General features: G+C 50.9%; 18 protein-coding genes. 11 read left to right on the top strand and 7 right to left on the bottom strand.

The window, feature by feature from the left end; all coding sequences use genetic code 11:
- Nucleotides 1–63 precede the first annotated feature (63 nt).
- A complete protein-coding gene (locus AB4Z29_RS25815; protein WP_441945848.1) occupies nucleotides 64–1,032 on the bottom strand; it encodes a hypothetical protein in 969 nt (322 codons plus the stop codon).
- A gap of 220 nt (nucleotides 1,033–1,252) precedes the next feature.
- Between AB4Z29_RS25815 and AB4Z29_RS25810 the strand changes: the two genes are divergently transcribed.
- Entirely contained in the window at nucleotides 1,253–2,410 is a 1,158-nt protein-coding gene (locus AB4Z29_RS25810; protein WP_441945847.1) for an MFS transporter, read from the top strand.
- 89 nt (nucleotides 2,411–2,499) lie between these two features.
- Here AB4Z29_RS25810 and AB4Z29_RS25805 read toward each other — a convergent pair whose 3' ends face one another.
- The 3 genes from AB4Z29_RS25805 to AB4Z29_RS25795 all read right to left on the bottom strand — a co-directional run bounded on the left by AB4Z29_RS25805 (nucleotide 2,500) and on the right by AB4Z29_RS25795 (nucleotide 6,658).
- On the bottom strand, nucleotides 2,500–4,686 hold the full coding sequence (locus AB4Z29_RS25805) for a glycoside hydrolase family 3 N-terminal domain-containing protein (protein ID WP_441945912.1): 2,187 nt from the start codon (nucleotides 4,684–4,686) through the stop codon (nucleotides 2,500–2,502).
- A 133-nt stretch (nucleotides 4,687–4,819) separates the two neighbouring features.
- Nucleotides 4,820–5,692: a carbohydrate ABC transporter permease gene (locus AB4Z29_RS25800; protein WP_441945846.1), complete on the bottom strand. Its 873-nt coding sequence runs from the start codon at nucleotides 5,690–5,692 to the stop codon at nucleotides 4,820–4,822.
- A 15-nt stretch (nucleotides 5,693–5,707) separates the two neighbouring features.
- Entirely contained in the window at nucleotides 5,708–6,658 is a 951-nt protein-coding gene (locus tag AB4Z29_RS25795; RefSeq protein ID WP_441945845.1) for an ABC transporter permease, read from the bottom strand.
- 144 nt (nucleotides 6,659–6,802) lie between these two features.
- Here AB4Z29_RS25795 and AB4Z29_RS25790 point away from each other — a divergent pair, with 144 nt between their 5' ends.
- The 3 genes from AB4Z29_RS25790 (at nucleotide 6,803) to AB4Z29_RS25780 (ending at nucleotide 12,012) form a co-directional block, all read left to right on the top strand.
- Nucleotides 6,803–8,638, top strand: a complete 1,836-nt coding sequence (locus tag AB4Z29_RS25790) for a sensor histidine kinase (protein ID WP_441945844.1) — start codon at nucleotides 6,803–6,805, stop codon at nucleotides 8,636–8,638.
- Nucleotides 8,619–10,226 carry a response regulator transcription factor gene (locus AB4Z29_RS25785; RefSeq protein WP_441945843.1) on the top strand — a complete coding sequence of 536 codons (1,608 nt, stop codon included), beginning with the start codon at nucleotides 8,619–8,621 and terminating at the stop codon, nucleotides 10,224–10,226. The genes AB4Z29_RS25790 and AB4Z29_RS25785 overlap by 20 nt, the downstream gene beginning before the upstream one ends.
- Before the next feature lie 106 nt (nucleotides 10,227–10,332).
- Nucleotides 10,333–12,012 (top strand): ABC transporter substrate-binding protein, encoded by a 1,680-nt coding sequence (locus AB4Z29_RS25780; RefSeq protein WP_441945842.1) that lies wholly within the window; start codon nucleotides 10,333–10,335, stop codon nucleotides 12,010–12,012.
- A gap of 100 nt (nucleotides 12,013–12,112) precedes the next feature.
- Here the strand turns inward: AB4Z29_RS25780 and AB4Z29_RS25775 are convergent, their stop codons facing one another.
- A complete protein-coding gene (locus AB4Z29_RS25775; RefSeq protein ID WP_441945841.1) occupies nucleotides 12,113–12,967 on the bottom strand; it encodes an SDR family oxidoreductase in 855 nt (284 codons plus the stop codon).
- A gap of 207 nt (nucleotides 12,968–13,174) precedes the next feature.
- On the opposite strand from AB4Z29_RS25775, the gene AB4Z29_RS25770 reads away from it, so the two are divergent.
- Nucleotides 13,175–14,107, top strand: a complete 933-nt coding sequence (locus AB4Z29_RS25770; RefSeq protein WP_441945911.1) for an AraC family transcriptional regulator N-terminal domain-containing protein — start codon at nucleotides 13,175–13,177, stop codon at nucleotides 14,105–14,107.
- Nucleotides 14,108–14,180: 73 nt separating this feature from the next.
- Here AB4Z29_RS25770 and AB4Z29_RS25765 read toward each other — a convergent pair whose 3' ends face one another.
- On the bottom strand, nucleotides 14,181–14,465 hold the full coding sequence (locus AB4Z29_RS25765) for an Atu4866 domain-containing protein (RefSeq protein WP_441945840.1): 285 nt from the start codon (nucleotides 14,463–14,465) through the stop codon (nucleotides 14,181–14,183).
- A 365-nt stretch (nucleotides 14,466–14,830) separates the two neighbouring features.
- On the bottom strand, nucleotides 14,831–16,081 hold the full coding sequence (locus AB4Z29_RS25760) for an FAD-dependent oxidoreductase (RefSeq protein ID WP_441945839.1): 1,251 nt from the start codon (nucleotides 16,079–16,081) through the stop codon (nucleotides 14,831–14,833).
- Nucleotides 16,082–16,230: 149 nt separating this feature from the next.
- Here AB4Z29_RS25760 and AB4Z29_RS25755 point away from each other — a divergent pair, with 149 nt between their 5' ends.
- The 6 genes from AB4Z29_RS25755 to AB4Z29_RS25730 all read left to right on the top strand — a co-directional run bounded on the left by AB4Z29_RS25755 (nucleotide 16,231) and on the right by AB4Z29_RS25730 (nucleotide 24,595).
- Nucleotides 16,231–17,274: a LacI family DNA-binding transcriptional regulator gene (locus tag AB4Z29_RS25755; protein WP_441945838.1), complete on the top strand. Its 1,044-nt coding sequence runs from the start codon at nucleotides 16,231–16,233 to the stop codon at nucleotides 17,272–17,274.
- 288 nt (nucleotides 17,275–17,562) lie between these two features.
- Entirely contained in the window at nucleotides 17,563–18,525 is a 963-nt protein-coding gene (locus tag AB4Z29_RS25750) for an ABC transporter permease (RefSeq protein ID WP_441945837.1), read from the top strand.
- 16 nt (nucleotides 18,526–18,541) lie between these two features.
- Nucleotides 18,542–19,423: a carbohydrate ABC transporter permease gene (locus tag AB4Z29_RS25745; RefSeq protein ID WP_441945836.1), complete on the top strand. Its 882-nt coding sequence runs from the start codon at nucleotides 18,542–18,544 to the stop codon at nucleotides 19,421–19,423.
- 33 nt (nucleotides 19,424–19,456) lie between these two features.
- Nucleotides 19,457–21,007 (top strand): extracellular solute-binding protein, encoded by a 1,551-nt coding sequence (locus AB4Z29_RS25740; protein WP_441945835.1) that lies wholly within the window; start codon nucleotides 19,457–19,459, stop codon nucleotides 21,005–21,007.
- 172 nt (nucleotides 21,008–21,179) lie between these two features.
- On the top strand, nucleotides 21,180–23,012 hold the full coding sequence (locus AB4Z29_RS25735; protein WP_441945834.1) for a cache domain-containing sensor histidine kinase: 1,833 nt from the start codon (nucleotides 21,180–21,182) through the stop codon (nucleotides 23,010–23,012).
- A 5-nt stretch (nucleotides 23,013–23,017) separates the two neighbouring features.
- A complete protein-coding gene (locus AB4Z29_RS25730) occupies nucleotides 23,018–24,595 on the top strand; it encodes a response regulator (protein ID WP_441945910.1) in 1,578 nt (525 codons plus the stop codon).
- Nucleotides 24,596–24,636 lie beyond the last annotated feature (41 nt).

Genomic DNA, 24,636 nt, shown 5'->3' with positions numbered 1-24,636 from the left:
AGCTATGAGCGGTGGCTCATAGCTTGCTCTTTTGTTCCAATCGAGATGGATTGTTTCTGTTCCTTACCATGCATGCGGAGATGGTCTATCCGGGTAGGCGTCATTCCACTGAGCGACCGCGTCGCGCAGCGCGTCCTTGCCTCTTGGTATAAGCCATGAGGTAGGTGCAATGATATTCCCGGCATCGGAGCCGGCGCTACGCTTCACATGGAGGTAGTTCGCCGATGTAGGAACCGGATGGTAATGGATTTCGATATTGTAAACATTCACCTGCGGCACGCCAGGCACGGAGTTATCTGGAATTCTAACGGTAGCGTATATATATACGGTCTCCACGCTTACTTCAATTCTTCTCTCAATAATGGTTGCGGAAGGAGGCTTTGAAGCAATCCAAGCATTAAGGATCGGATTTGTCGCGATAGCCTGAACGTCTACCGCCTGTTGAACGGTTTTTGTCCCGCCGGTGAACAGCAGTGCCGCTAGATTCTCCTTTGGCTCTTTTTTCTTTTTCTCTTTTTTCGGCGCAGGTACGGCCATCTCTTTCGATTCTTCCTTTGCTTTAGGGGCTGGCGGTGGAGCTGCTGCCGCTGCCGCTTCAGAGGCGAGCTTGGCCGTTTTCGCGGTATCTGCTTTAGCGGCAATCGTATTGATCCTTTTTTCCAAATCGTCGAGACTGGATGCTGCTTCAAAGAGGTCGTCAAAAGTCAAATCATTAAAATGATAGAGCGCAGACATGACACCAAGCTTATTACCGAAGAGGTCTCTTAGTTTTTTTAGCTTTGTTTTATCGCTTCTTGATTCTATATCTTCTTCGGTCAAACGCTGAATGGGCATAGAAGAGGATTTGGCGGCTATCAATTGCCTCGCGGCGTTGTTGCCTGCCGTTCGCTGGAGCTGCATGAGCTGGGAAGCAGAGAAAGCGCCGGATGGAGATGTCATAAGCTGCATGGGCTGTGCGGACCGAGGAGTATGGGATTGCTGTGCTGGTGTCGTCGTCTTTGTTGCAGGCTGCTGCGTAACTGAGCTTTTCAAAGGGATGCCTCCTAGTATACGTATACCGCATGCTTTAATAGTTTTACAGTAGCATATTTTGGAAATGTGCTCAATGTGGCTCTGGGAGCAATTAGCGTTAAGTACGGTTGTCAGGGTTTAGTGATTTATCTGTTATAATGTATAAATTCAACTAACGAATGAATAGCCATTCGGATGCCGTTCGCGGCGGATTCCATGACCAGCGAGGAGCCTTAATTGTATGCCAGCCTTAAGATTGCTGCGGAGCTTTAATTTTCTTTATTTTTCTATGCTTGCTATGTTTGTATCGTTCCTTCCCGTCTATCTGGACGAGCAGGGCCTTACGCCTGCCCAAATCGGCTTCATCATCGGTACGGGGGGATTTGTCACCATCATCACCCAGCCCCTATGGGGGATCATAAGCGATAGAACGAAGACGATTCGTAAAATATTGCTGCTGCTGCTCGTGGTCTCCAGCATTACGGGGTATATGCTTTACAGCTCTAGCAGCTTTATTCTGCTTATCCTGTTTGCGATGCTGCTGTACTTTTTCCTCATGCCGATTGATCCGCTAACGGAAAGCCTTAACTTCTCGATATCCGAGGAAGCTGGCGTCAGCTATGGCTCGGTACGTACTTACGGCGCGTTAGGCTATGCGGTAACATCGCTGCTTACGGGCTATGTCATGTCTTATTTCGGGGCGAACAGTCTCGCTTTGCTATTTGTTGCAATTGGCGTTATCAGCTTTGTCACCAGCTGGCTGATGCCGGATGTTCCGGTTACAGGCAAGCCTGTTACGTTAAGCAGCCTGAAGCAATTCATTAGCAACAAAGAAACGCTGATGTTTCTTCTGCTAATCTTTATCTGCGCCGTTCCGGCTCGGATGAATGATACGTTTCTTGGCATATACATTCGGGAGCTTGGCGGTGAGCCAGAACTGGTCGGCTTGGCGTTCTTTCTGGCGGCAGGCAGTGAAATTCTCGTGTTTGCTTTAAGCTTCTGGTGGCTTCGAAAAGGCAAGGAGATGCTGTTGATCGCTATTTCGGCGGCCTTTTTCTTCATTCGGTTTTTTATTTCGGCTTGGATTACCGATCCGCATACGCTGGCGTATTTGCAAATTCTTCAGCTGCTCACGTTCCCGGTCTTCTACTCCGCAGCGATCCAATATCTGTACCGGATCGTGCCAGTGGAATGGCGGGCTACCGGCCAGACCGTACTGGCGCTGCTTTTCTTCGGCGTATCGGGCATTATCGCCTCTTATTTGGGCGGCTCGGTCTACGACATGTTCGGTGCGAAAACGTTATACTTAACGATCGCTGCTATGTCATTCGCCGGCATGCTGTTTGGATTCGTTCTGTACCGGGTTTATGAAAAGAAGGAGAAATCAGCAGCGGCATAGTAAATGCCGACGACTTCGTTAATGAGGTGATAGATATAGAAAAACAACCAACGCGCCGCAATGGCATGTTGGTTGTTTGCTTTAGCTTGTTATTTCGTTAATTGGAAGGACAATGCAGTCGTCTCTCTGCTGTTAGGTCCGACAAAGACGGTGAAATCGCCGTTATCGCTTGTATGGCTAAGGTCGGAGTGATAATAACGAAGCTGAGTCTCCGACAGCGTAAATGCCATTTCTTGCGTCTCGCCTGGCTCTAACGCGACTCTGCGGAAATCTTTCAGCTCCTTGACCGGCCGTACAACCTCGCCTGCCAAGTCACGCACATACAGCTGTACCGTTTCTATACCTGCGACGCTGCCGGTGTTGGTTACTTTTACACGAACCTCAAGAGGCTGCCCCATAACCATCTGGTCCGAGGAGATCCGCATGTCGCTGTATTCAAACGACGTATAGCTGAGACCGAAGCCGAAAGGCAGCAGCGGCTCATTCGGAATATCGAGATATTGCGATACATAGCGCACCTGAGCATCGGCCGCGCCTTGCGGGCGTCCGGTGTTGTAAGCATTGTAATAGACAGGCACTTGTCCGACGCTGTACGGGAAGGACATCGTCAAGCGGCCTGATGGGTTAGCATCGCCAAACAGCAATTCCGCTACCGCGTTGCCGCCTTCGCTGCCGGGGAACCAAGCTTCCAGAATGGCATCAGCTTCATGATAAACGCCATGCAGGTCAAGCGGTCGACCGTTGAAGAGCACGACAACGATCGGTTTATCAAGCGAACGGAGCTTGCGGAGCAATTCGAGCTGAACCGCTGGCAGCTGGATGTTCGATCGGCAGCCCGCTTCACCGCTCATATCCGAATGCTCGCCGAGCGCAAGGACGATGACATCCGCAGCTTCAGCTGCCGCGCGCGCTTCTTCCCACTGCGCATCCGTTGACGTTTCGATACCGCAGCCCTCGGCAACATGGAGCGCAGCTGGATGGTCTAGCTTATGTTTGATGCTGTCAGCCAAACGAACAACAGCGTCATGAGAGCCGGTCCATGACCATGGTCCAAGCAGGTCGCCGCTGCGGGCGAAGGGACCGATCACCGCGATCCGCTGACTCGGCTGAAGCGGCAGCACGCCTTCGTTTTTAAGCAGAACACAGGATTTAACGGCTAGTGCAAGCGATGCTTCCCGGTGAGCGTCGCAGAATACGATCTCTTTCTCGCGCTCAGGATCAGCCGCTCGGTAAGGATTCTCGAACAAACCGAGCTTCTGCTTCAGCGTCAGAATGCGCATAACCGCTTCGTCGATTAAAGCTTCTTCGATTTCCTTGTTCTCTACCAGCTCGGAGAGATGCTTCGCGTAGCAGGAGGTCATCATCTCAATGTCGACACCGGCCTTCATCGCTTTGGCCGCAGCCTCAGATTCATCGGCTGCGATTCCGTGCGCGATCAGCTCCTTAACAGCTCCCCAGTCGGAGATAAGTATGCCGTCGAAGCCCCATTCCTCGCGGAGCAGCTTGCGCATCAGCTTGGCGTTGCCCGTCGCGGCGATGCCATCGACCGTATTAAACGAGGTCATGACCATCTCGCAGCCTTCGTCAAGCGCAGCCTTGTAGCCCGGCAGATAAAACTCGCGAAGCTGGCGTTCAGAGAGGTCGACGGTGTTGTAGTCGCGGCCGCCCTCAGCTGCGCCATAAGCGGCAAAATGCTTCACGCATGCCGCTACTCTATCCCTATCACCCGCAAGATCGGAGCCTTGGAATCCGCGGACGAAAGCCCGCGCGAACTCGGCGTTCAGATAAGGGTCTTCCCCCGTGGATTCCATCACGCGTCCCCAGCGCGGGTCGCGCACAAGATCAACCATTGGCGCATACGTCACGTGAACGCCGGATACGGCTGCTTCCTTAGCGGCAATCTCGGCGCTGAGCTCTGCAAGCTCCAACTCCCAAGAGCAGCCAATCGCAAGCGGCACAGGGAATATCGTTTTGAACCCGTGCACGATATCTGCCATCATGAGCAGCGGAATGCCAAGCCGGTTGTTCTGCAAATGGATGCGCTGCACGTTGATGGTATCCGCTGCGCCAGCCATGCCGAGCACGGAGCCGCTATTGCGAACCGTATCCTCCGTAATGCCGAGCGACTCCATAGGACCCGTAATAAGGCCGGCATCCACTGCCCCCTCGTAGAAAGGAACGGCTAATTGGATCAGCTGGGCAATTTTCTCGTCCAGCGTCATTTGTGCGAGCAGATCAGGCAAAGAAATAGTTGAGCCCGTTTTGGTTTGCTGCATGGATTGTTGTTTGGTTTGCTGCTTGGTTTGCTGCTTGGTTTGTTGCCCGGTTTGCTCCGCGTGTTTCGTCATGTTGTTCGCTACCTCTCTTGATTATATAAGTGATTTCATGAAGTTTGATGGCAGGCGGATGCTATTCCTTCACCGCGCCAATGACGATGCCTTTGACAAAATAACGCTGTAGGATCGGATACACGAGCAGGATAGGCAGGGCGCCGATGAAAATTTGCGAGGCCCGGAGCGTACGCTGCGATTTGTTGGCCACGATGGACGGATCGAACTTGCTCATATCCGCCTGGACGATAACCGTCTGCAGGAAGCTGGCAAGCGGCAGGTCCATTGATTCCTTGATGTAGATCAAGCCATCGAAATAAGCATTCCAGTGCATAACCATCGTGAACAGGGAAATAGTGGAAATCGCCGGCATGGAGATCGGCAGATAAATGGATACGAAGCTTCTCATATGGCTGGCTCCGTCAATGAAGGCTGCTTCCTCCAGCTCCTTAGGCACGGTGCGGAAGAAGTTGAGCAGCAGGATGACGTTATACACGGATACCGTCACTGGAAGAATAAGCGCCATTAGCGTGTTCATAAGACCAAGCTTAAGAATGAGAATGTAGCCTGGGATGAGTCCGCCGTTGAATAGCATCGTCACAACGAAGTACCACAGATAAATATTTCTTGCCCGGAATACTCGGGTGTCCTTCGAAAGGGCGTAAGCCGCTACCGCATTGATGATCATGGCGAATGCCGTTCCGAGCACGGTCCGCTGCACCGATACCCAAAGGGAAGACAGGAAGTTGGCGTTCTCGAACGTTTTGGCATACGCCTCAAAGGTGAAGCCTACTGGCCAGAAGGTGACAAGCCCGGCATTCGCCGGAGCGGACGAGCTTAACGAAACCATCAGCAAGTGATAGAGCGGCAGCAAACAGACGATCGAGATGACGGTGAGCAGCACATTATTGAAGATGCTGAATAGTCGGTAGGATACGGTTTTGTGGTACATGAGCGTTCACCCTTTCTAGAAGATCCTGTAGCCGGCGAATTTATAGGCTAGACGATATGAGATTACGATTAGAATTAAACTAATGAATGATTTGAAGAAGCCAACAGCCGTTGCGAAGCTGAATTGTCCGCTGAGCAAGCCTTCACGATAGACGAAGGTGTCGATAATATCGCCTTGCTGGTAGATGAGAGGGCTGTAAAGATTGAACACTTGGTCGAAATTGGCGTTGAGCACGTTACCAAGCGCAAGCGTTGCGACAACGATAAGAATCGGGATAAGCGCCGGAATCGTAATATGCATCGTCTGCTTGATCCGATTTGCCCCATCGACCTCGGCTGCTTCGTACAGAGCCGGATTAATGCCGGAAAGAGCCGCAAGGATAATAATCGTATTGAAGCCGAATTCCTTCCACACATCGCTGAATATAATTGTGAACCGGAACCAGAAGCCGTCTCCGAGGAAGAAAATCGGCTTAATGTCGAATACGCCCGAGAGGAATTGATTGACTAGTCCGGTCTGGGCAAGCACGTCGATCAGAATGCCGGAGAGTGTAACCCAGGAAAGAAAGTGAGGCAAATAAACGAGCGTTTGGATGGAGCGTTTGAGTCCCATATTCCGTACCTCGTTAAGCAGCAGGGCAAAAATAAACGGAATAACCAAATTCATAATGATTTTGGAGCAGGCAAAAAATAGCGTATTCCATGTAATTTGCAGGAAATATTCGTTCTCCAGCATATAGCGGAAATGCTTGAGCCCAACCCAGGGTGAGCCCGATATACCGAGTCCAGCTTTATAATCCTGAAAAGCCATAAGAAGTCCGGACATAGGAAGATAAGAAAAAACGAAGACCAGCAAAATGGCTGGAAGCACCATGAGATGAAGCATCCAGGGCTGTTTGTAGCCGCTGTCCTTCTTCGATTTCCGAGCAGCTTTAGGGTTTGGTTGCAATAGGGTATTAGAGTCCATAGTTCTCCCTTTCCGTAAAATCATATTTGTGTAACACTTGAAACCCTGATATAAATAGTAACAAAGTGCATCCGCACCAAACTATAAGACAATGTTAGGATTCATAGGTTTTTGTTAGGCAGATCAGCCGGGGAGGATCGGAATATGGTACTACGTCAAACCGCAGCGTATGTGAAGAAGAAGATGGGACCGAGGTACAGCCTTTTCGTCAAAATGAATATTTTGATTCTGCTCCTGTTCATTCCGATCATCATCTTATTCACGTATTCCAACGAGATCGCAACGAATACGATCAGCAAGGAGCTTCGGGGCTCCAACATGAAGCAGCTCTCCTTTCTATCGAGTCAGATTGACTCGCGGATCAATCAAACAATCGATTTCGTCATTACGTTCTCGAAGGACCCGAATGTCGAGAAGTTCAACGGCCTAAACATATGGGATGATCTCTACGACCGAATGCAGACCAGATATGTCGTGCAGGAGAAGATGATGCTGCAATCGGGGATTGCGAACATTTGGCCCGTCACGTATACGGTTTATTCGCAGCAAAACAAAGAAGCGATATCCAACAGCAATGATACGATCAAATACGACGAGGCGTATCTGAACGACAATATGACAGGAGCATGGACATACGGAGACGGCAGGGAGAGCGTGCCGGACAATCAGCAATCTTTCCATTGGTTTTATACGGATTCCTTTGGCCATCAAGGTGCGCTTAAAGGCAGCAATCTCGTCGTGCAGGCGAGCTTCGGCCATGAGAATATCGAGAATATGCTGGATACGTACAAAGCGGGCGGACAAGGCGACCCGATCTTTTATCGCCAAGGCGAGGCGCCGATTCTGAATCGGAGCGCATCCAAGGAGCTGGCAAGCGAGCTGGTCGCCTTTCTGGACGGCAAGCAGCTGGATGGAACCGAGCAAGAGGTCGTCCGTTTAGGGGATAAAAGCTATTTGGTGAGCGCCGTTAAGTCGCCGCAGCTTGGTTGGTATTTGGTTGATAGCGTGCCGCTGGACCAAATGCTCGGCCCGATATCGTTCAGCCGGAACTTATTTTATTTGTCGATGGCCTTGTTGTTCGCCATCGGCATATCCGCTTCGGTGCTGCTGTACCGCAACGTGCAGCGTCCGATTATTAAGCTGATTCGCGGCTTGCAGAGCGTACAGCGCGGCGATTTCTCCGTGCAGATCAAAGAGAAGGCAAGCAATGAGTTTTCCTTCCTCTTTTACCGGTTCAACGAAATGTCGCGGCAAATTCAGGACTTGGTCGAGAAGGTGTTAGGCGAGAAGCTGCGGGCTAGAGAAGCTACGCTGAAGCAGCTGCAGGCGCAGATTAATCCTCATTTTCTCTATAATTGCCTTGGCTATATTATTAACATGGCGCAGATGAAGGAGCAGGAAGCTGTCGTATCGATGGCCTACAACCTGAGCGCATATTACCGCTATACGACGCGGATGGAGCGGCAGACGGGCTCCGTCGAGGAAGAGATCAAGCTCATCGTCAATTACTTGGACATTCAGAAGCTTCGCAATGAGCGGATTTACTACACCATTGATATTCCTGACGAGATGCTGAGGCAGCAGGTGCCGCGCTTGCTGATTCAACCCGTTGTGGAGAATGCCGTCATTCATGGCGTTGCCAAAACCTATTCGTCGGGTGAGATTCGAATTAGGGGCGAAGTAGAGGACGGTTTATGCAAAATTTACATCGACGATGACGGTCCAGGCATGACGCCGGAGCAGCAAGAAGCGCTTAATCGCAAAATGAAGGAGCCGCTGCAGGAGGAAATGGGCTGCGGATTATGGAATACGAACCAGCGCATCATGCATCAATTCGGGGACGGTTCTTGCCTTCATTTCACTAAATCGCCGCTGGGAGGCTTCCGGACCGAAATTATTTGGCAGATGCCCGTCCAAGAAGAGCCGCGCCATCAACTACACATAAAAGGGGAACCATTACATGCAGATGATTATCGTTGATGACGAAGCCCACTGGGTAGACAATTTATCGATGCACAAGCCTTGGCATACGCTCGGCATTGAGCAGGTTCATAAGGCGTATTCCGCGCAGGAAGCGCTGCAGATTATCGAAACGCAGCCGATTGATATCGTCATATCGGATATTCTAATGCCGGAGATGACCGGAATTGAGCTGATTGAGAAAATTCGGGAAAGCGACAAGCGAATCAAATGCATTATTTTATCCGGTCACTCCGATTTCGAATATGCCAAGGAGGCTCTGCGCCATAAGGCGGTCGAGTATTTGCTGAAACCTCCGACCGATGAGGAATTGTTCGGTGCGGTTAAGTCTGCTATCGAGCAATTGAAGACGGAATGGGAGAGCATCAGCTCCCAGGAGCGTACGGAATATGCGCTGCGGGAGAATCTGCCGCTGCTGCGGGGGCAGCTGCTGCTTGATGCGCTGCGGGGAGCGAGGCTGCCTGCCGATGAATGGAGCCGAAAGCTGGAAAATTATCAATTGCCGATCCAATTCGGGGATTGCGCGTTGCTGCTCGTTCGGCTTGAGGAGGAGTTCGGCCAATACCGGAACAATGGCCAGCAGCTGATGGAGTATGCGATCATCAACATCGCGGAAGAAATATTCGGCGAGTTCACGGAAGTATGGGGCGTCAGGGAGGAGCACGGTTATTTGGCCTTTCTGCTGCAGTTCAAGGGCGAGTCCACAGACATGAAGAAGGAGGTGCTGCTTGAGAAGCTGGCGGTGCAGCTGCAGGCCAAGGTAAAGCAGTATTTGAGAGGGTCGCTCTCGATTGTCATTACGGAACCATTCCGGTTTCCCGAACAGCTTGCTGACACATATCGAAAAGCCGCATCCTCCTTTCGCCAGATTGTCGGGGATGAACGGGAATTCGTTATGCGTGTCAGCGATTTGGGACAGCAGGTGTCCGAGGGTGCTTTGGACGCGATCCATAGTCCCCCCACGATAAGCAATCTGCTGGAGTCCGGGCGCTGGGATGCGCTTGAGGAGAAGCTTGCCCATGTATTCGAGGAGCTTGACCTCAAATGGTCGGATTCGTGGGAGCATTGCATGGAGGCGGGCTTCTTAATTGCCTCGGCCTTTACCCATTATGCCCATCGTAACGGCCATAAGCTTGAGCAATTGTTAGGCGAGGACATGGAGCTGCTTCAGAGCGGAGAAGCTTTCGCCACGATTGGCAAGCTGCGCAATTGGTCGATGTCTGGGCTTCGCAAGCTGAAGGAAGGTACCGCAAATGAGGTTAACGACATCCGTTCCCATTACGTGAAGAAGGTGCAGGCCTTTACGGAAAAAAACCTGCATCTGGACGTATCGCTGCGCGCGCTTGCCGATCACGTTAACCTGCATACGACGCATTTGTCCAAAATTTATAAGATCGAAACCGGTGAAGGAATAAGCGATTACGTGTCGCGGCTTCGCATGGAACGCGCGTGTCATTTGCTCAAAACGACGGATAAAAAGGTCTATGAGATCAGTACGGAAATCGGATATTTGGAGCCGGCATACTTTATAAAGGTGTTCAAACGCCAGTTCGGCGTGACGCCGCAGGATTACCGGATCGGTTCTTAACAACATGACAGAGTCCTATGGAAACTAACAAAGTCATATAGATGACATCCCCTGCTGCTTGGTAAAGTAGCTTATGTGATCATCTTACTTCAAAGGGGACTGAAACATGAACAAACTTAGAAAAGCATTAGTACTGCTCGTAGCAATGGCTTTCGTCGTCAGCGCATGCAGCGGGAATGCCGGCAAGGATGAGAATAAAGGAACGGATAATACCGGCTCGAATACAGGGACTTCGTCGGAAGCCGATGCAGCTTTCGCGAAAGGCAAATATGATCCTCCGATTGACATCAGTACGGTCATCATGCCGCGGAAATATACGAACGGCGACAGCAAGGAAAACAATGTCCATGACCGCTGGATGCTGGAGCAATTCGGCATGAAGCATAAGGATACTTGGTATCCTGCAGGCAACGACCAGTACAAGCAAAAGCTTCAGCTCGCAATCGCATCAGGCGAGAAGCTGCCTGATTTCGTATTCGTGCCGACTGACTCGATCTTAACGAACCAGCTCATCGATTCTGGGCAATTCCTCCCGATAGACGAGCTGTTCGACAAGTATGCGAATCAAACGTGGAAAGACCACGCTGAGCAGCATCCTGAGCTTTGGTATCCCTTCACGAAGGACGGCAAGAAATGGAATGTGCCGATTCTTGAATATACCGACAACGATGACACGCTATTGTGGCTGCGTGAGGATTGGATGGAGAAGCTGAATCTGGAGGCGCCTAAGACGATCGCGGACCTCGATAACATTTTGGACAAATTCAAAAACGAGAATCCGGACGGGCTAGCTGCCAAGGATGTATATCCGCTTGCGATCTCTTTGAAAAACAACACGAATACGTGGATGGGCTCGCTTGACTGGCTCTTCGGCGCATACGGCGCAGTGGAAGAGCAATGGAACAAGGATGCTGACGGCAACCTGGAGTACGGATCCGTTAATCCAGGCGCGAAGCAAGCTCTTGCCAAGCTGAAGGAATGGATGGAGAAAGGTTATATTCACCCGGATGCCGCATTGTGGGATGAAGGCAAGACAGCTGAAATTTGGACAAACGGCAAAGCGGGCGTTCTGCCGGGCGCGAACTGGGTACCAGACTGGCCGGCACCGGATCTGCTTAAGAACGTAGCAGGCTCCAAATACAAAGCGTATCCGATCCCGGCAGGTCCGGATGGCGCAATCGGAACGAAATGGCAGAACTCAGGCGTGAACAGCAGCTTTATGATTAACAAGGATGCCAAGCATCCGGAAGCATTCTTCATCTATTACAACTATTTGCTGGACAACTTGGCTAACCCTAAGGCTGGCGGGGCCTATGAATTCGGCTTCGCGAAAGGCTATGACTGGGACGAGATAGACGGACAGCCAACGAACAACAAGGACAAAATTAAAGACTATAATAACGAGTTTGCGTTTATTACAGGCCCGGCACGTATTCCGGATCTTTATATGAAAACGCTGGTTAAGCTTGCTGACGGCGCAGCGCCAGAAACGCCTTACGAGAAGCAGACTGCCGAATTCCGCAAGCCGGAAAACTGGTATTCCGCGAAGGTCGTCATGTCGCAAATCGATATTCGCAAGCAGAACTACTTCACGGGAGCGGCAACGCCAACCATGATTACCAAGTGGAGCCTGCTTCGCCAGTCGGAGCTGGAAACCTTCAACAAAATCATTTACGGCAAATTGCCGATCGACGCCTTTGACACTTTCGTTACGAATTGGAAAGCAAACGGCGGCGATCAAATTACGACGGAAGTGAACGATTGGTTTAAGTCGGTTTCGAAGTAATAAAACGATTGTGAAGCGAACGGCCAAATGCCGGCAAGACCACAGGAGTGGTCTTGTCGGTTTTTTGTATGCGTAACGGATTGAAAAGGCAGACCCGGGTCTATCGTTGCTCTTCAAACGTAGTCGAAAGTGTAAGCGACTTCGTGCTCTCGAGCGCTTGGGTTACCTCTTTAATCTTTTCTTGGGCAGCGGTATAAGCATCTTCACCTAGAAACAAGTGCAGCGGAGGATTGGCCGATGCAGCTACTTTGATCAAAACATCAGCGGCTTTCGCAGGATCACCAGGCTGATTCCCCGCGATAACTTCGGTATGAAGATCAAGCGAAGCTTGCACTTCCGAATATTCGCTGTTGGAAGCCGGGGATACCGCTAAAGAATCACTGGTTAAGAAGTTGGTTCGGAAATAGCCAGGATAAACGACCGTAGCCGTAAGACCAAGCGGCTTCACTTCGACAGCGAGCGATTCGGTCATGCCGGTTACTGCGAATTTGGTAGCTCCGTAACAGCCCCAGCCCGCATAGCCGCCGCTGAATCCAATAATGGACGATATGTTGAAAATATGTCCGGATCCCTTTTCCCTCATATGCGGAATGGCGTAGCGGAGCACATTCATAATGCTGAATACGTTAATGTCAAAGTTGCTGCGTATCTCCTGGTCCGTTAGCGTTTCGAACGTTCCGATCTGCCCATATCCGGCATTATTCACGACAACATCGATTTTTCCAAAATGGCTAATGACGGAGGACATGGCAGCTTGAACGCTTTCCTCACTCGCAAGCTCTACTTGAAGCGGTAGAAATTGGCTGGTATCAGCGTGTTGGACCGCTTCCTGCAAAGACTCCGCAGATCTGGATGTGGCGGCTACGTTAAAGCCGGCAGCTAACAGCTTCTTGACCAGCGTAAGTCCTAACCCTTTTGATGCTCCTGTAACGAGCCAAACCTTTGATTCATTCATGTGATAGAAACCTCCTAATGTGTATGGGATCTGCTTGATAAGCTGTTTCTCGTCTTCACAAGCTGCTTACTAGCTGTTACTAAGTATGGAGCATTAACATTGTCTTGAGGTAACCGTTTCGAATCAGCTTCTTGCCTAATCCGATCAAAGTAGTTAAAGTAGGAGAACATAGAACGAGCACGAGATTAAAGAAGCGAGGTGGCGATGATGCTTCATTCCGCACATCAGAATGAAGGCATGCTTGAGAAGCAAGCCGAATTGGCTTTTCTTATGGGGAAGGATATACGTGAGGATGGTATTCATGAAACAAAGATCTCAAAGCTGAAATTCATACGAAACTCACAACCGACTATGCCCATTCATCTCGTTCATCAGCCAGCGTTATGTATCATTGCCCAAGGAAAGAAAATCGTCATACTCGGCGAAGAAAGCTATTATTACGATGCGTCCGATTATTTAGTTATTTCTGTTGATTTGCCCATTTCGGGTCAAGTCATTGAGGCTTCTTCCGAAGCTCCTTATTTATGTCTGTTGTTTGAATTGGACCTGAGCCTCGTACTTGACGTCATGAAGGAATCCGAGCTGTCCATGACCAAATCGAAAGAATCCCTCAGAGGACTATATGTTAGTAAGACGAATGAAACGCTGCTGGATGCTGTAATCAGACTTATTCGACTTATGGATTCGCCGCAGGACATGAAGGTGCTTGCACCGATGGTAACGCGTGAGATTATGTACCGCATTCTAAACGGAAGCCAAGGCGAGCTGCTCAAGCAAATCGCAATGACCGGCAGCAACACGAATCGGGTCGCTGCGGTCATTCAGCAACTTAAGAAAGAATATGACAAGCCGCTGCGAATCGAGGAATTAGCCGCGTTTGCGAATATGAGCTCGGCCTCTCTTCATCGCCATTTCCGGGAAGTGACGGCGATGAGTCCATTGCAATACCAGAAGCAAATACGGCTGCAGGAGGCGCGGCGATTGCTTCTGTCCGAATCGGCAGACGCCGCGGAGGTTGGCTTCCGAGTCGGCTATGAGAGTCCGTCGCAATTCAGCCGGGAGTACAGCCGTTTGTTCGGCTTGCCGCCGATCAGCGACATGAAGCGTCTTCGATTGCTGCCTGACCAGCAGTCGGTGTAAGCTTTGATGAACAAAAAAAGCCAGCAAGTGTGAGGGAAGCGCCTCGTACCTGCTGGCATTTTTTGTTCGCGGACTAATCATAGAAAGGGATGATTTTATTTTTTTCTTCCCGGTAGAAAATCATGCCTCCGTGATAGAGAACGCCATTGCGAAATTCTCCATCGGCCGTAAAATGGGTATCGTCCACATAATCAATGTGGTTGCCAGTTACGTTGTAGCTGCCTGTATAGGCGCTTCTCCGGTTGCCTCTTGCTTCGTCATATCGGCCGTTAGGCAGAAGTTCCTGGCGGACATGTCCATCCGTAGTTACCCACATGCCGAGATAGGGGTGATGTACTGTATTCATAGCGTTATTCATATCATTCGCTCCTTTTTGCGTGTCATTCTTTTAAGCTTCTACACTCTTAGTATGGACAATTCAGAGCGGAAGGAGGTAGACGATTTCGATCATAGAATTGCCTATTCCACTCAAAAGTTAGAAGAGCTGAATAATCAAATAAACCATCACGATTTTCGCAATGGTTTTAACAATAGATGTGTTTTAAAGCGAGCTAGTTGCCTTGACAAGATGACTCCTGATTGATGCTATTCCGATTCACCGAGATCTATTACATAAATCAGGAGACTAAGACTTTGTGGAGGGATAAAAGCCCCGAAGTCCATCTCTGATCGAGAGCGCTTCGGGGCTTTGCCTTCTTTATGAATCGGTTCTGCGCAGGCGGACTATTGGATAAAAACGACGCCTTGTTCCGCCAGTTTCTCGTGGAGCTTCGGAATCGAAATGTCAGCAACAGGCACATTGTCGCCGATGGCAATAGAGGCGGCAACGCCCGCTGCCTGACCGAGCGCATAGCAGGTCGCCTGTACGCGCATGGAGGACATAGCAACGTGGGTGGCGGATATGCTGCGGCCAGCGACAATCAAGCCTTCTACATGCTGAGGAAGCATGCAGCGGTAGGGAATGTCATAACCCTCAAGCTTCCGCTCATCCGTATTCGCTCCGCCGGTTGGATTGTGAATATCGATTTCGTAGTTGGTTTGCGCGACTACATCGTCGAAGCGGCGTCCGCTGGTCAGATCATTCTCAGTCAGCGTATAGCGGCCTTCAATCTGGTTAGTCTCGCGCACGCCTATCTGGCCAGGCACATGGGACAAAATATGGTTCGGATGGTTGGTCCGCTGCAAGTAATTGGCGACGGAGAACACCTGCCGCAGCGCTTCTTTCTCCGCAAAGTTAACATCCTCGATCTTTGCGCCATTGCCTCTCACCCTAGTCATGTTCACTAGCAGCGTGCCATCTCCCATGCCGCCCCAATACAGATGACGTCCCTGCGGCAGTTCTTCAACGGATTCATATTTGTAGCAATCCTCCGGCAAGAATGGTGTTACGGGCTTGCCTGTATCCTGCATCATGAACATTAATGTCATCGGCTGCGTTAAGCCGTCTTCGCTTCGTCCCGAGTGGGTCGGCACACCTGCTTCGGCGGCAACTCTCGCATCGCCCGTACAGTCAATGACGGTGCTGCCTTCGAAGGCACGAAGCCCTTCGCGTGTATTGGCAATGACGCCAGTAACCTTGCTGCCTGACATCATTACAGACACGAAGCTGGCGTGGTAATAGACGTCGATGCCTTCTTTCTCCAGCTTTTGATTCAGATAATGGCGCAGTTCAAAAGGCGAGTATTGCGGCCATATCGACTCATGATGGGAGCTCGGCAGCGCCGCTGGCAGAAATTCCGAGATCATTTCGCGGTAAATCCCCGTTACATTGCCTACGCCCATGAAGACGCTCACATTTCCCAGCGTGCCCATGCCTCCTAGTTGACCCGAATGTTCCAGCAGTATCGTTTTGCAACCGCTGCGTGCAGCGCTGATTGCGGCTGCTGTTCCAGCGGGGCCGCCTCCAACGACTACAACATCGGCTGAAGCGTGTACGGGAACGATGCGCTGCATCGTAATTTCCTTGTTCGACATGTTAGATATCCCCTCTCGTTTAGGCGCTGATGACGCTAAGTGCGTCCCCGGCCGTTTGCATTTGCCTTCAGTGTAGGAGAAAATGGCACTATTTTATAGTTTCATTTTTGTTACAATTAACGCAATGAATCACGCGAGGGGGCTCTTCCATGCCGAGAAAAAAAACCGTCACCTTACATACGATTGCGAATGAGCTGGGCTTGACGATCCATACGGTTTCAAAAGCGCTCCGAGGTTTGCCAGGCATGTCCGAGGCGACACGCAAAGCGGTCGCGGATTGTGCGCGCAAGCATGGCTACCGGACGAAGGAGCAGGAATCGGGCATTTTTGCAGAGCGCATATCCTGGGCGAACACGAATCCGCGGCGCTTTGCCATGCTGCTGATCGGGGATTCGCTGTTTCATCGGATGCAGCTTGAAGGCGTGCAGCTTCGGTTGAACGAGCTTGGACATTCCCTATATCCGCTGCTGGTGCCAGCCTCTCTGACGAATGAAGCGGAACTCGCGGAGTGGCTGGAGCAGAACGGCTTGTTTTTTGCAGATGGCCTGTTTCTGACCGCCGCCATACCCGAGTGGATGGAAGCGGCGCTCTTAAAGCTGAACATGCCAAAGGTGCTGTTGAATTATCCTTCCGATCTGGCTGAGGTAGACAGCGTTATCTGGGATGTGGAATACGCGATTCATCGGACAATGGAGGAGCTGTACCGCTGCGGCCATCGGCATATTCTGTACGTGGGGGAAATCGAGCCACAGCGCGGCTTTCGATTAAGATGGCAGGCTTTTGATGCAGCAGCAGAGCGGCTGGGATTGGGTGGGTTGGCCGAGCCGGGCAATCATATTACTATATCTACCGCAGATCGTGCCGCGTGGATGTCCTTGCTTCGCGATCGGTTAAGCTCGGGCGAATATACGGCTGTTATCGGCGCCATTCCTGGCGTAGCCGAATGGGTTTATGTCGCGGCATCTTTTCTACACTTAACTATTCCAGCGGATTTCTCGCTCGTAGGGATGGAGAATGAGGAACCTACATATTTTCCTGAGATGACAAGGCCTCTCCTGCTTGTTAGGGAGGCGGGGGAGCGTGCCGCCGAGCTGATGCTTCGACGCATCGCGAACCCGCTGCTGCCATTTGAGGAGGTTAGGCTCAGAGGATCCTTTTATATGGGGCATACCCTTATTGGCATTAACTCTTGATGTCATAGAAGCCTCAAATAAGTCATCAATCTTCCCTAATAAACCTACATCTGAAATTTTGCCATAGTCGAATAGGAGAAGCCATTGAACGGTGATCTTGACGTTCATGGCTTCTTTTTTATGGACGCTTTGAAAACAGCAGCAGTTAATATGGACTTCTTGCCTGGGAGGTCATCAATTTACCGATAAAGGTCATCGCTGTCCCCTAACGTATTGTAATCGCTTCCCTTACAATTTAGTTATCCGGAGCAATCATAGGGATGACGCATAGCGAGGGGAGTGAAAGGCATGGCTGTTACTGATGCCGCCGGATTGAAGGCGGAGCAAGAGTGGACTTTAAAGCCGGAGAAACGCCGGTTTCGGGCCATTCGATCATATTGGGATTTATATCTCATTATGCTGCCCGGCATTTTATATTTTGTCGTGTACAAATATTTTCCGATGTGGGGGGTTGTCATTGCTTTTCAGAATTACAGCGTGTTTAGCGGAATATGGGAGAGTGAATGGGTTGGCTGGCTGCATTTCAAAAATATGTTTTTGGCTGACGATTTCTACACCATCTTCCGCAATACACTGCTGATTAGCATTTATAAGCTGATATGGGGATTTCCGGGCCCGATCATATTGGCAATCATGCTTAATGAAATCCGGCACATGTTTTTCAAGCGATCGATTCAGACGCTCGTGTACCTGCCGCATTTTCTATCGTGGATCATTCTTGGGGGCATAATGGTCAACGTGCTGTCGCCGTCCTCGGGTATCGTCAACAAGCTGATTGAGATGCTGGGCTTTGAACCGATCTTCTTCCTCACCAACGAGGATTGGTTTCGCAGCATTGTCGTCGCCAGCGACATCTGGAAGGAGGTAGGCTGGGGGGCGATCATTTACTTGGCGGCTATCGCAGGCATAGACCCGCAGCTATATGAAGCCGCGATCGTAGATGGCGCAGGAAAATGGAAGCAAATTCTACACATTACGCTGCCATCCATGATGGGCGTCATCGTCATCTTGTTCCTGCTGCGGCTCGGACATGTGCTGGATGTAGGCTTCGAGCAAATCTTCGTCCTCTATAACTCCATGGTGTATGAGGTGGGAGATGTTATTGAAACCTATGTGTACCGTGTCGGTATCCAGCAGGCGAAATTCAGCTTTACAACAGCTGTAGGATTGTTTAAAGCAGTTATTGGTCTAATCCTTGTCATTCTTGCCAACAAAGGCGCCAAGAAGCTTGGACAAGAAGGAATATGGTAGCGAGGGAGGCGAATTCATGAGACTATCCAGAGGAGAGCGTCTGGGATCGGCAATTAATTATATCTTACTGGGAGCATTCGCCCTGCTTGCGCTAGCGCCATTTGTCCATGTCCTGGCGCAATCGCTCAGCAGCCATCAAGCGATAACAACAGGCCGAGTATCGTTATGGCCGGTTGATTTCTCGCTGGAGGCGTACAGCAGGGTGCTTAGCGAAAATGCTTTTTTGAATGCGTTCAAAGTCAGCGTGCTGCGAACGGTTGCCGGAACGATCGTCAACGTAGTGCTTACCTGCTTGCTTGCGTACCCGATTTCCAAAACGTACATTAAAGGCAGATCGGCGATCATGTTTCTGATCGTGTTCAGCATGATGTTCGGCGGCGGCATGATTCCGACCTTCCTGGTTGTTAAGGAAACGGGCTTGCTGAATACGTTCTGGGCATTTATTATTCCAGGCGCGATCAGCGCATTCAACGTCATTATTATCAAGAACTTTTTCCAGAGCGTACCAGCGGAGCTGGAGGAATCGGCGAAAATTGACGGCGGCTCAAATCTTGGCATATTGTTCAGAATCGTCATTCCGCTTTCTATGCCAGCCATTGCCACAATTACGCTTTTCCATGCGGTAGGCCATTGGAATTCCTTTTTCGATACGGTGCTGTATGTCACGAATCGGGAGCTGTTCCCGCTGCAGGTGTATTTGCGGGAGCTTGTTATGTTCAACCAATCCAACATTGACAACAACTCCGGCTACTCGGCGAATCTGGACAGCACCTTGCTGGCGCTTGAATCGCTTAAAGCAGCGGCGCTTGTCGCAAGCACGATTCCGATTCTTATCGTGTATCCGTTTTTGCAGAAATATTTCGTCAAGGGCATTATGCTTGGCTCAGTGAAAGGCTAGACCAAAGAGAATACGAGAGGGGAAATGAAAACGATGAAAAAATGGAAACAGACCCTATCACTGCTCACGCTCATCACGATGGTAGGCTTGACGGCTTGCTCGTCAGGGACGGCGAATACGCCTGCCAATCCTTCCGCATCACCGGGGAGTCCATCCGATGCACCAAGTGAGGTCGGCTCCGAGGAGCTGGAGAAAAAGTCGATTCGCGTCGTCTTCAACAACGGCGGCCGCAAATTCCCGGATGGCATGGATGAGAACAAGAATCCGTACATCGATTATGTAAGAGAGAATACGAACCTGGATATTTCGCTGCAAATCCCTCCGTCGGATGGCTATCAGGATGCGCTGAACGTCATTATGGCTTCAGGCAATTTGCCGGATATGATCTACACATTTGATTCCAGCTGGTTCGAGAATTATGTGAAGCAGAATGCACTCCAGCCATTGAATGAATGGATCGACAAGTACGGGGAGGATCTTAAAGCGAACATCCCTGAAGATGCTTGGAAAACGGTCACGATCGACGGCAAAATCTATGCGATCCCATCGATGAACGCCGTTCCGGGCAATGAAATTATGTACATTCGCAAGGATTGGCTGGATAACCTCGGCCTGCAGCCTCCGAAAACGCTGGAGGAATATCGCGAGGTCATGAGAGCCTTCGCCCAGGATGATCCGGACGGGGATGGCAAAGACGATACCTACGGCTATATTATGGCAGAGAACCTGGCAAGAATGGCTCCGCTTGTCGGCGCGTTCGGCATTCAGAAGGGGATGTGGACGGAGCGTGAGGGCAAGCTGGTCAATTCCAGCATTTTGCCGGAAATGAAGGAAGCGTTGGCTTTCGTCGCTGGCTTGCACAAGGATAAGCTGCTCGATCCCGAATGGCTGCTTAATAAGGAAGCGAACTTTAATGAGAAGATCGCCAGCGGGCAAGTCGGTTTGTTCTCTGCCTTCTGGTATGACACGCGCGGTCCGATTCTGACCAGCAAAAACAACGAGCCTAACGCCGAATGGATTCCGCTCGAATTCCCGGTTGGTCCAGAGGGCAAGCAAGGCACGATGGGTCATGGGTATATTTCCGGCTACAACGTGGTGCCGATTACGAGTAAAAACCCGGATGCCGTCGTACGTATGCTTAACTTTATGAACGGCGATGGCTACCGTACGCTTCTGCTTGGATTCGAGAATGAGGTCTGGTCGTTGAAGGACGGCAAGATCGTAACCGATTTCGAGAAGCACAATGAGCATATTTATCGCCAAACGCTGGGTGAATCGATTCGGCCTTACGGAGCAAAGGAGGAACGCGACCGTTTGGATTCGCTAGGCATGGAATTCAAACTGAACGATAACATCGACCGGATTGAAAAAGTGGCGATCCGTGATCAATTCTTCGGCGTTCCGACACCAGGCATGGGCACATATAAAGCCGACCTGCAGAAGCTGGAGGAAGAATATTTCACGAAAATTGTTGTAGGCAAGCTGCCGCTTGATGCTTTCGACGAGTTTGTTGCGGAATGGAAGAAGAAGGGCGGAGACGAGATTACAGCAGAGGTTAATGCCTGGTATACGGAAAATAAGTAGAGTTGCAAGGGTGAATGGAATGGTCGGTGATCTGCTTACTAGGGATATTGCCGCGGACCGTGGTCCGGACCTTGCCCGCGCATAGCGGAAATAGCGCTCCTTGGGAGCGCTATTTCCGCTATGCGGGCAAACTACTATAATGGAGCTACTATTACGGCACGGAGGGATAGCGATGAAATGGCTCAGAGCGTTTCAGAATAAATTCAGCGGGTCCATTCAAGTGAGACTGACCTGTTATTTTATCGTCATACTGCTCCCTCTCATCCTGTTCAGCATGTATGCCAATGCTCGCTCGCAGCGTATTCTGGAGCAGGAGCTTGGTGAGCGTACGATGAGTGCCATGAGCTCGGCTCTGAATTATGTGGACATGACGATGGAGGGGCTCAAAAACTTGTCTACGCTGCTCTCGACCGATCGCAGTCTCACCACCCACTTGAAGCATAATGAGGAACAGCTGACGCCGGATGCGCTCTATGATTTCTCGCAGGTGATGCTGCAGCTTGTTAATATTACCGCTATTAATCCGAATTTATCGGGGGTTACGGTCTATCACGGAAGCTCTAGACGGATGCTGTCAAGCCGGATAGGGGCGCTGTACAGGCCGGAAGCAGTGACAGAAAAATGGTATACCGATGTCGTCAACTCCGGAGCCGCTTACAGCTTGTATTTGCCGGACCATCACGAGGAAGCCTTGTCAGGCTGGGCTGATCCGGTATACAACGAGGAGCAGATTGTGCTTATGCAGCGAATGGATTTGTACAGTCGGGATCGGGACACGAATGTGCTGATGCTCTCGGTTCCGAAGCGGCTGCTGCTCGGCTATCTGATGAGCCTGGTTCCCAGCAAGGCCTCACAGGTCTATCTGCTGGACGATGCGGGACGCCTCATTGTCACCAATGCGTCCAAGGAGCAGCGTGTTGATCTGTCGGATAGGAAGGAGGAGCAATCCATGATACGGCTGACGCCGGGGTCCTCCGAAAACCATCTGGTGCTGCGTGCGCAATCGAGCAGCGGCTGGTCGGTGCTCCTCGTGCAGCCGGAGAAGGAGATTTATAAGAAATCGCGGCCGCTGCAAATTTTCTCCTACTGGATTATTTTGATCAGCTGTTTGCTTGCGGTGTGGATTTCCTGGCTTGTGTATAGCAGCATATCCTCGCCGATATCCTCATTGGTATACGGGATGAAGCAGCTTCGCATCGGTAATCTCGAAACGAAGCTGGCGAATAACAGGCAAGACGAGCTCGGTTATTTGACCGATGCGTTTAATCAGACAGCGGAGCAGCAGCGTTATCTGATTCGAGATATTTATGAGCAGCAGCTGCGGATGACGAAGACGGAGCTTAAGTTTCTGCAATCACAGATTAACCCTCACTTTTTGTATAATACGCTTGATTCGATCTACTGGTCGGCCAAAAACTACGACGCCGACGAAATCAGTGAGATGGTGCTGAACCTGTCCCGCTTCTTCCGGCTTAGCTTAAGCAAGGGGCAGGAAGCCTTCACCGTGGAGGAGACGTTCTCTCATCTTCAATATTACATACGTGTGCAGCAGCTGCGCTTCGTGGATCAGTTCACCGTAAGCTTCCAGTCTATCGGAGACAGCAGCGGGCTGTACGTGCTTAAGCTGCTGCTGCAGCCGCTTGTGGAGAATGCGATCCTGCATGGACTGGAGAAGAGAAGGGCTGGCGGAGATTTGCGCATTTCAGCGGAGATAGAAGAGCAATGGCTCGTACTGACGGTGTCCGACAATGGCAAGGGAATCGGGGAGGAGCGAATGGTACGGATCCGCGAAGCGCTTGGCCGGAGCGGAGGCGGTGACGTGAATGCGGCTTCGGATCGGGGCATGGATTTTTTTGGGTTGTTGAACGTGAAGGCGAGAATGAAGCTTTATTATGGAGAAGCTGCCTCGTTTACGGTTGAGAGCGAGGAGGGAGCCGGGACGACCGCTCGCATCAAGCTGCCGGTTGAGCGCTGCAGGCAAGATTGGGGAGGCGAAGAGACGTGAATCTAATGATTGTGGAGGATGAGATCCGCATTCTGAACAGCTTAGCCAATAACATACCTTGGGAGCTCCACGGCATAGAGGTTATCGCTTTGGCCGAAAACGGCAAGGAGGCGCTGGATGTCGCTGGACGTCGCATGCCGGATATTCTGCTGTTGGACATTGAAATGCCGGAGATGGATGGCTTGACGCTGGCTGAATCAATCCTTAAGCGGGAGCCGCAGACCAGGATTATCATACTGAGCGGACATGACGACTTCCAATATGCGCAGCGTGCAATCGGGCTTGGCGTGAGCAAATACTTGCTTAAACCGGCAGGCGAAGAAGAAATTTTGCATACGGTGGTAGAGGTTGCGGAGGATATTAGGCGAGAGCTGTCCGAGAAGCACAGCCTGAGTGAGCTTCAGAGGATGTGGCAAAGCAGGCTGCCTCAGCTGCAGCAGGATTTCCTGCGCAGCTGGTTGACGAATGGCTATGCCGAATGGGAGCTGCACAAGCATATTCGGGAGCTGAATTTGGCGCTGCAAGCAAGCGGGAGCTATGCCGTTGCCGTATGCGAGATTGATCCGTTGTCGGAGACTGAATCGCGCTTTTCCCCAGCAGACATGCCACTGCTGCAATTCTCGCTGGACCGAATCGCTAAGGAATGCATGCCTTCGGATGAATGTCATGTGTTCGGTGATGCCAACGGATCCACGGTATTGCTATTCGCAAGCCAGTCAGGGGAGCCCGAAGGTGAGCTGTCGAAACGAATGAACGGAAGGATAACCAGGCTGCTGAGTGTTGTGAAGGAGTGTCTCAAGCTGACGGCGAGCGTTGGCATGGGGACCGTATGCGTCTTAAAGGATGTGCCAATCTCCTATCAGCAGGCTTGCCGTGCTTTGCAGGAGAGAGCGATTTATGGACACGAAATTGCTATTCCCTATCTTGAGGTCAGACAGTCCGAGCGACCAATTGAGTTCGACACCGCGTTCGAGCGGCAGCTGGAAATGGCTTTATACACGGGGGACGCAGCCGAGTTAATGGATGGGTATGTGGATAGCGTCTTTAACGAGGCGGATTCAACCGAGCTCGCTTATGAGCATTTGTTATTTTTGAGCGGCGTATTTATTCGAATTATCCAATCACAGGGTTGGACGCTGAAGAAGGTGCTTGGACATGATTATTCTTATTTCCTGTCGCTGGAGGGATTGGTGTCCCGCAGCCAGATTACGGAGTGGGCGAGACGGGTGACCGGGCAGATCGGCGCTTATCTGGAGCAGGAGCGAAGAAGCTCGAGCCATCAGATGATCAAACGTATCCTCTCGACTATCGACCAGATGCTGGCCGATGACCTAAGCCTGCATTCCCTTGCGGAGCGGCTGTATTTGAATTCGTCTTATTTGAGCCGTCTGTTCAAGAAGGAAACGGGAGAAGCGTTCTCGGGCTACGTGCTGTCTAGGCGGATGGAGCGGGCCAAGGAGCTGCTGCTTGGCGACGCCAAGGTGTATGATGCAGCCAGTGCGGTAGGTTATCGCGATCTCAGTTATTTTGCCAAGGTGTTTCGCAAATATTGGGGCGTAGCGCCAAGCGATTTGAAGAAGTAGATGGGGAAAAACGGACTTGGCTTGGCAGGCGAAAAACCTTA

The sequence above is a fragment of the Paenibacillus sp. 2TAB23 genome, from assembly GCF_052115165.1.
Lineage (GTDB): Bacteria > Bacillota > Bacilli > Paenibacillales > Paenibacillaceae > Pristimantibacillus.
Note: the sequence above shows the minus strand (reverse complement) of the source record. Positions and strands in the feature narration are given on the sequence as shown.

Bases quoted from the DNA above. Each gene is read 5' to 3' on its own strand.
- AB4Z29_RS25810 (WP_441945847.1), top strand. From the start codon at position 1,253: ATGCCAGCCTTAAGATTGCTGCGGAGCTTTAATTTTCTTTATTTTTCT.
- AB4Z29_RS25805 (WP_441945912.1), bottom strand. From the start codon at position 4,686: ATGCAGCAAACCAAAACGGGCTCAACTATTTCTTTGCCTGATCTGCTC.
- AB4Z29_RS25800 (WP_441945846.1), bottom strand. From the start codon at position 5,692: ATGTACCACAAAACCGTATCCTACCGACTATTCAGCATCTTCAATAAT.
- AB4Z29_RS25795 (WP_441945845.1), bottom strand. From the start codon at position 6,658: ATGGACTCTAATACCCTATTGCAACCAAACCCTAAAGCTGCTCGGAAA.
- AB4Z29_RS25790 (WP_441945844.1), top strand. From the start codon at position 6,803: ATGGTACTACGTCAAACCGCAGCGTATGTGAAGAAGAAGATGGGACCG.
- AB4Z29_RS25785 (WP_441945843.1), top strand. From the start codon at position 8,619: ATGCAGATGATTATCGTTGATGACGAAGCCCACTGGGTAGACAATTTA.
- AB4Z29_RS25780 (WP_441945842.1), top strand. From the start codon at position 10,333: ATGAACAAACTTAGAAAAGCATTAGTACTGCTCGTAGCAATGGCTTTC.
- AB4Z29_RS25775 (WP_441945841.1), bottom strand. From the start codon at position 12,967: ATGAATGAATCAAAGGTTTGGCTCGTTACAGGAGCATCAAAAGGGTTA.
- AB4Z29_RS25770 (WP_441945911.1), top strand. From the start codon at position 13,175: ATGCTTCATTCCGCACATCAGAATGAAGGCATGCTTGAGAAGCAAGCC.
- AB4Z29_RS25765 (WP_441945840.1), bottom strand. From the start codon at position 14,465: ATGAATAACGCTATGAATACAGTACATCACCCCTATCTCGGCATGTGG.
- AB4Z29_RS25760 (WP_441945839.1), bottom strand. From the start codon at position 16,081: ATGTCGAACAAGGAAATTACGATGCAGCGCATCGTTCCCGTACACGCT.
- AB4Z29_RS25755 (WP_441945838.1), top strand. From the start codon at position 16,231: ATGCCGAGAAAAAAAACCGTCACCTTACATACGATTGCGAATGAGCTG.
- AB4Z29_RS25750 (WP_441945837.1), top strand. From the start codon at position 17,563: ATGGCTGTTACTGATGCCGCCGGATTGAAGGCGGAGCAAGAGTGGACT.
- AB4Z29_RS25745 (WP_441945836.1), top strand. From the start codon at position 18,542: ATGAGACTATCCAGAGGAGAGCGTCTGGGATCGGCAATTAATTATATC.
- AB4Z29_RS25740 (WP_441945835.1), top strand. From the start codon at position 19,457: ATGAAAAAATGGAAACAGACCCTATCACTGCTCACGCTCATCACGATG.
- AB4Z29_RS25735 (WP_441945834.1), top strand. From the start codon at position 21,180: ATGAAATGGCTCAGAGCGTTTCAGAATAAATTCAGCGGGTCCATTCAA.
- AB4Z29_RS25730 (WP_441945910.1), top strand. From the start codon at position 23,018: ATGATTGTGGAGGATGAGATCCGCATTCTGAACAGCTTAGCCAATAAC.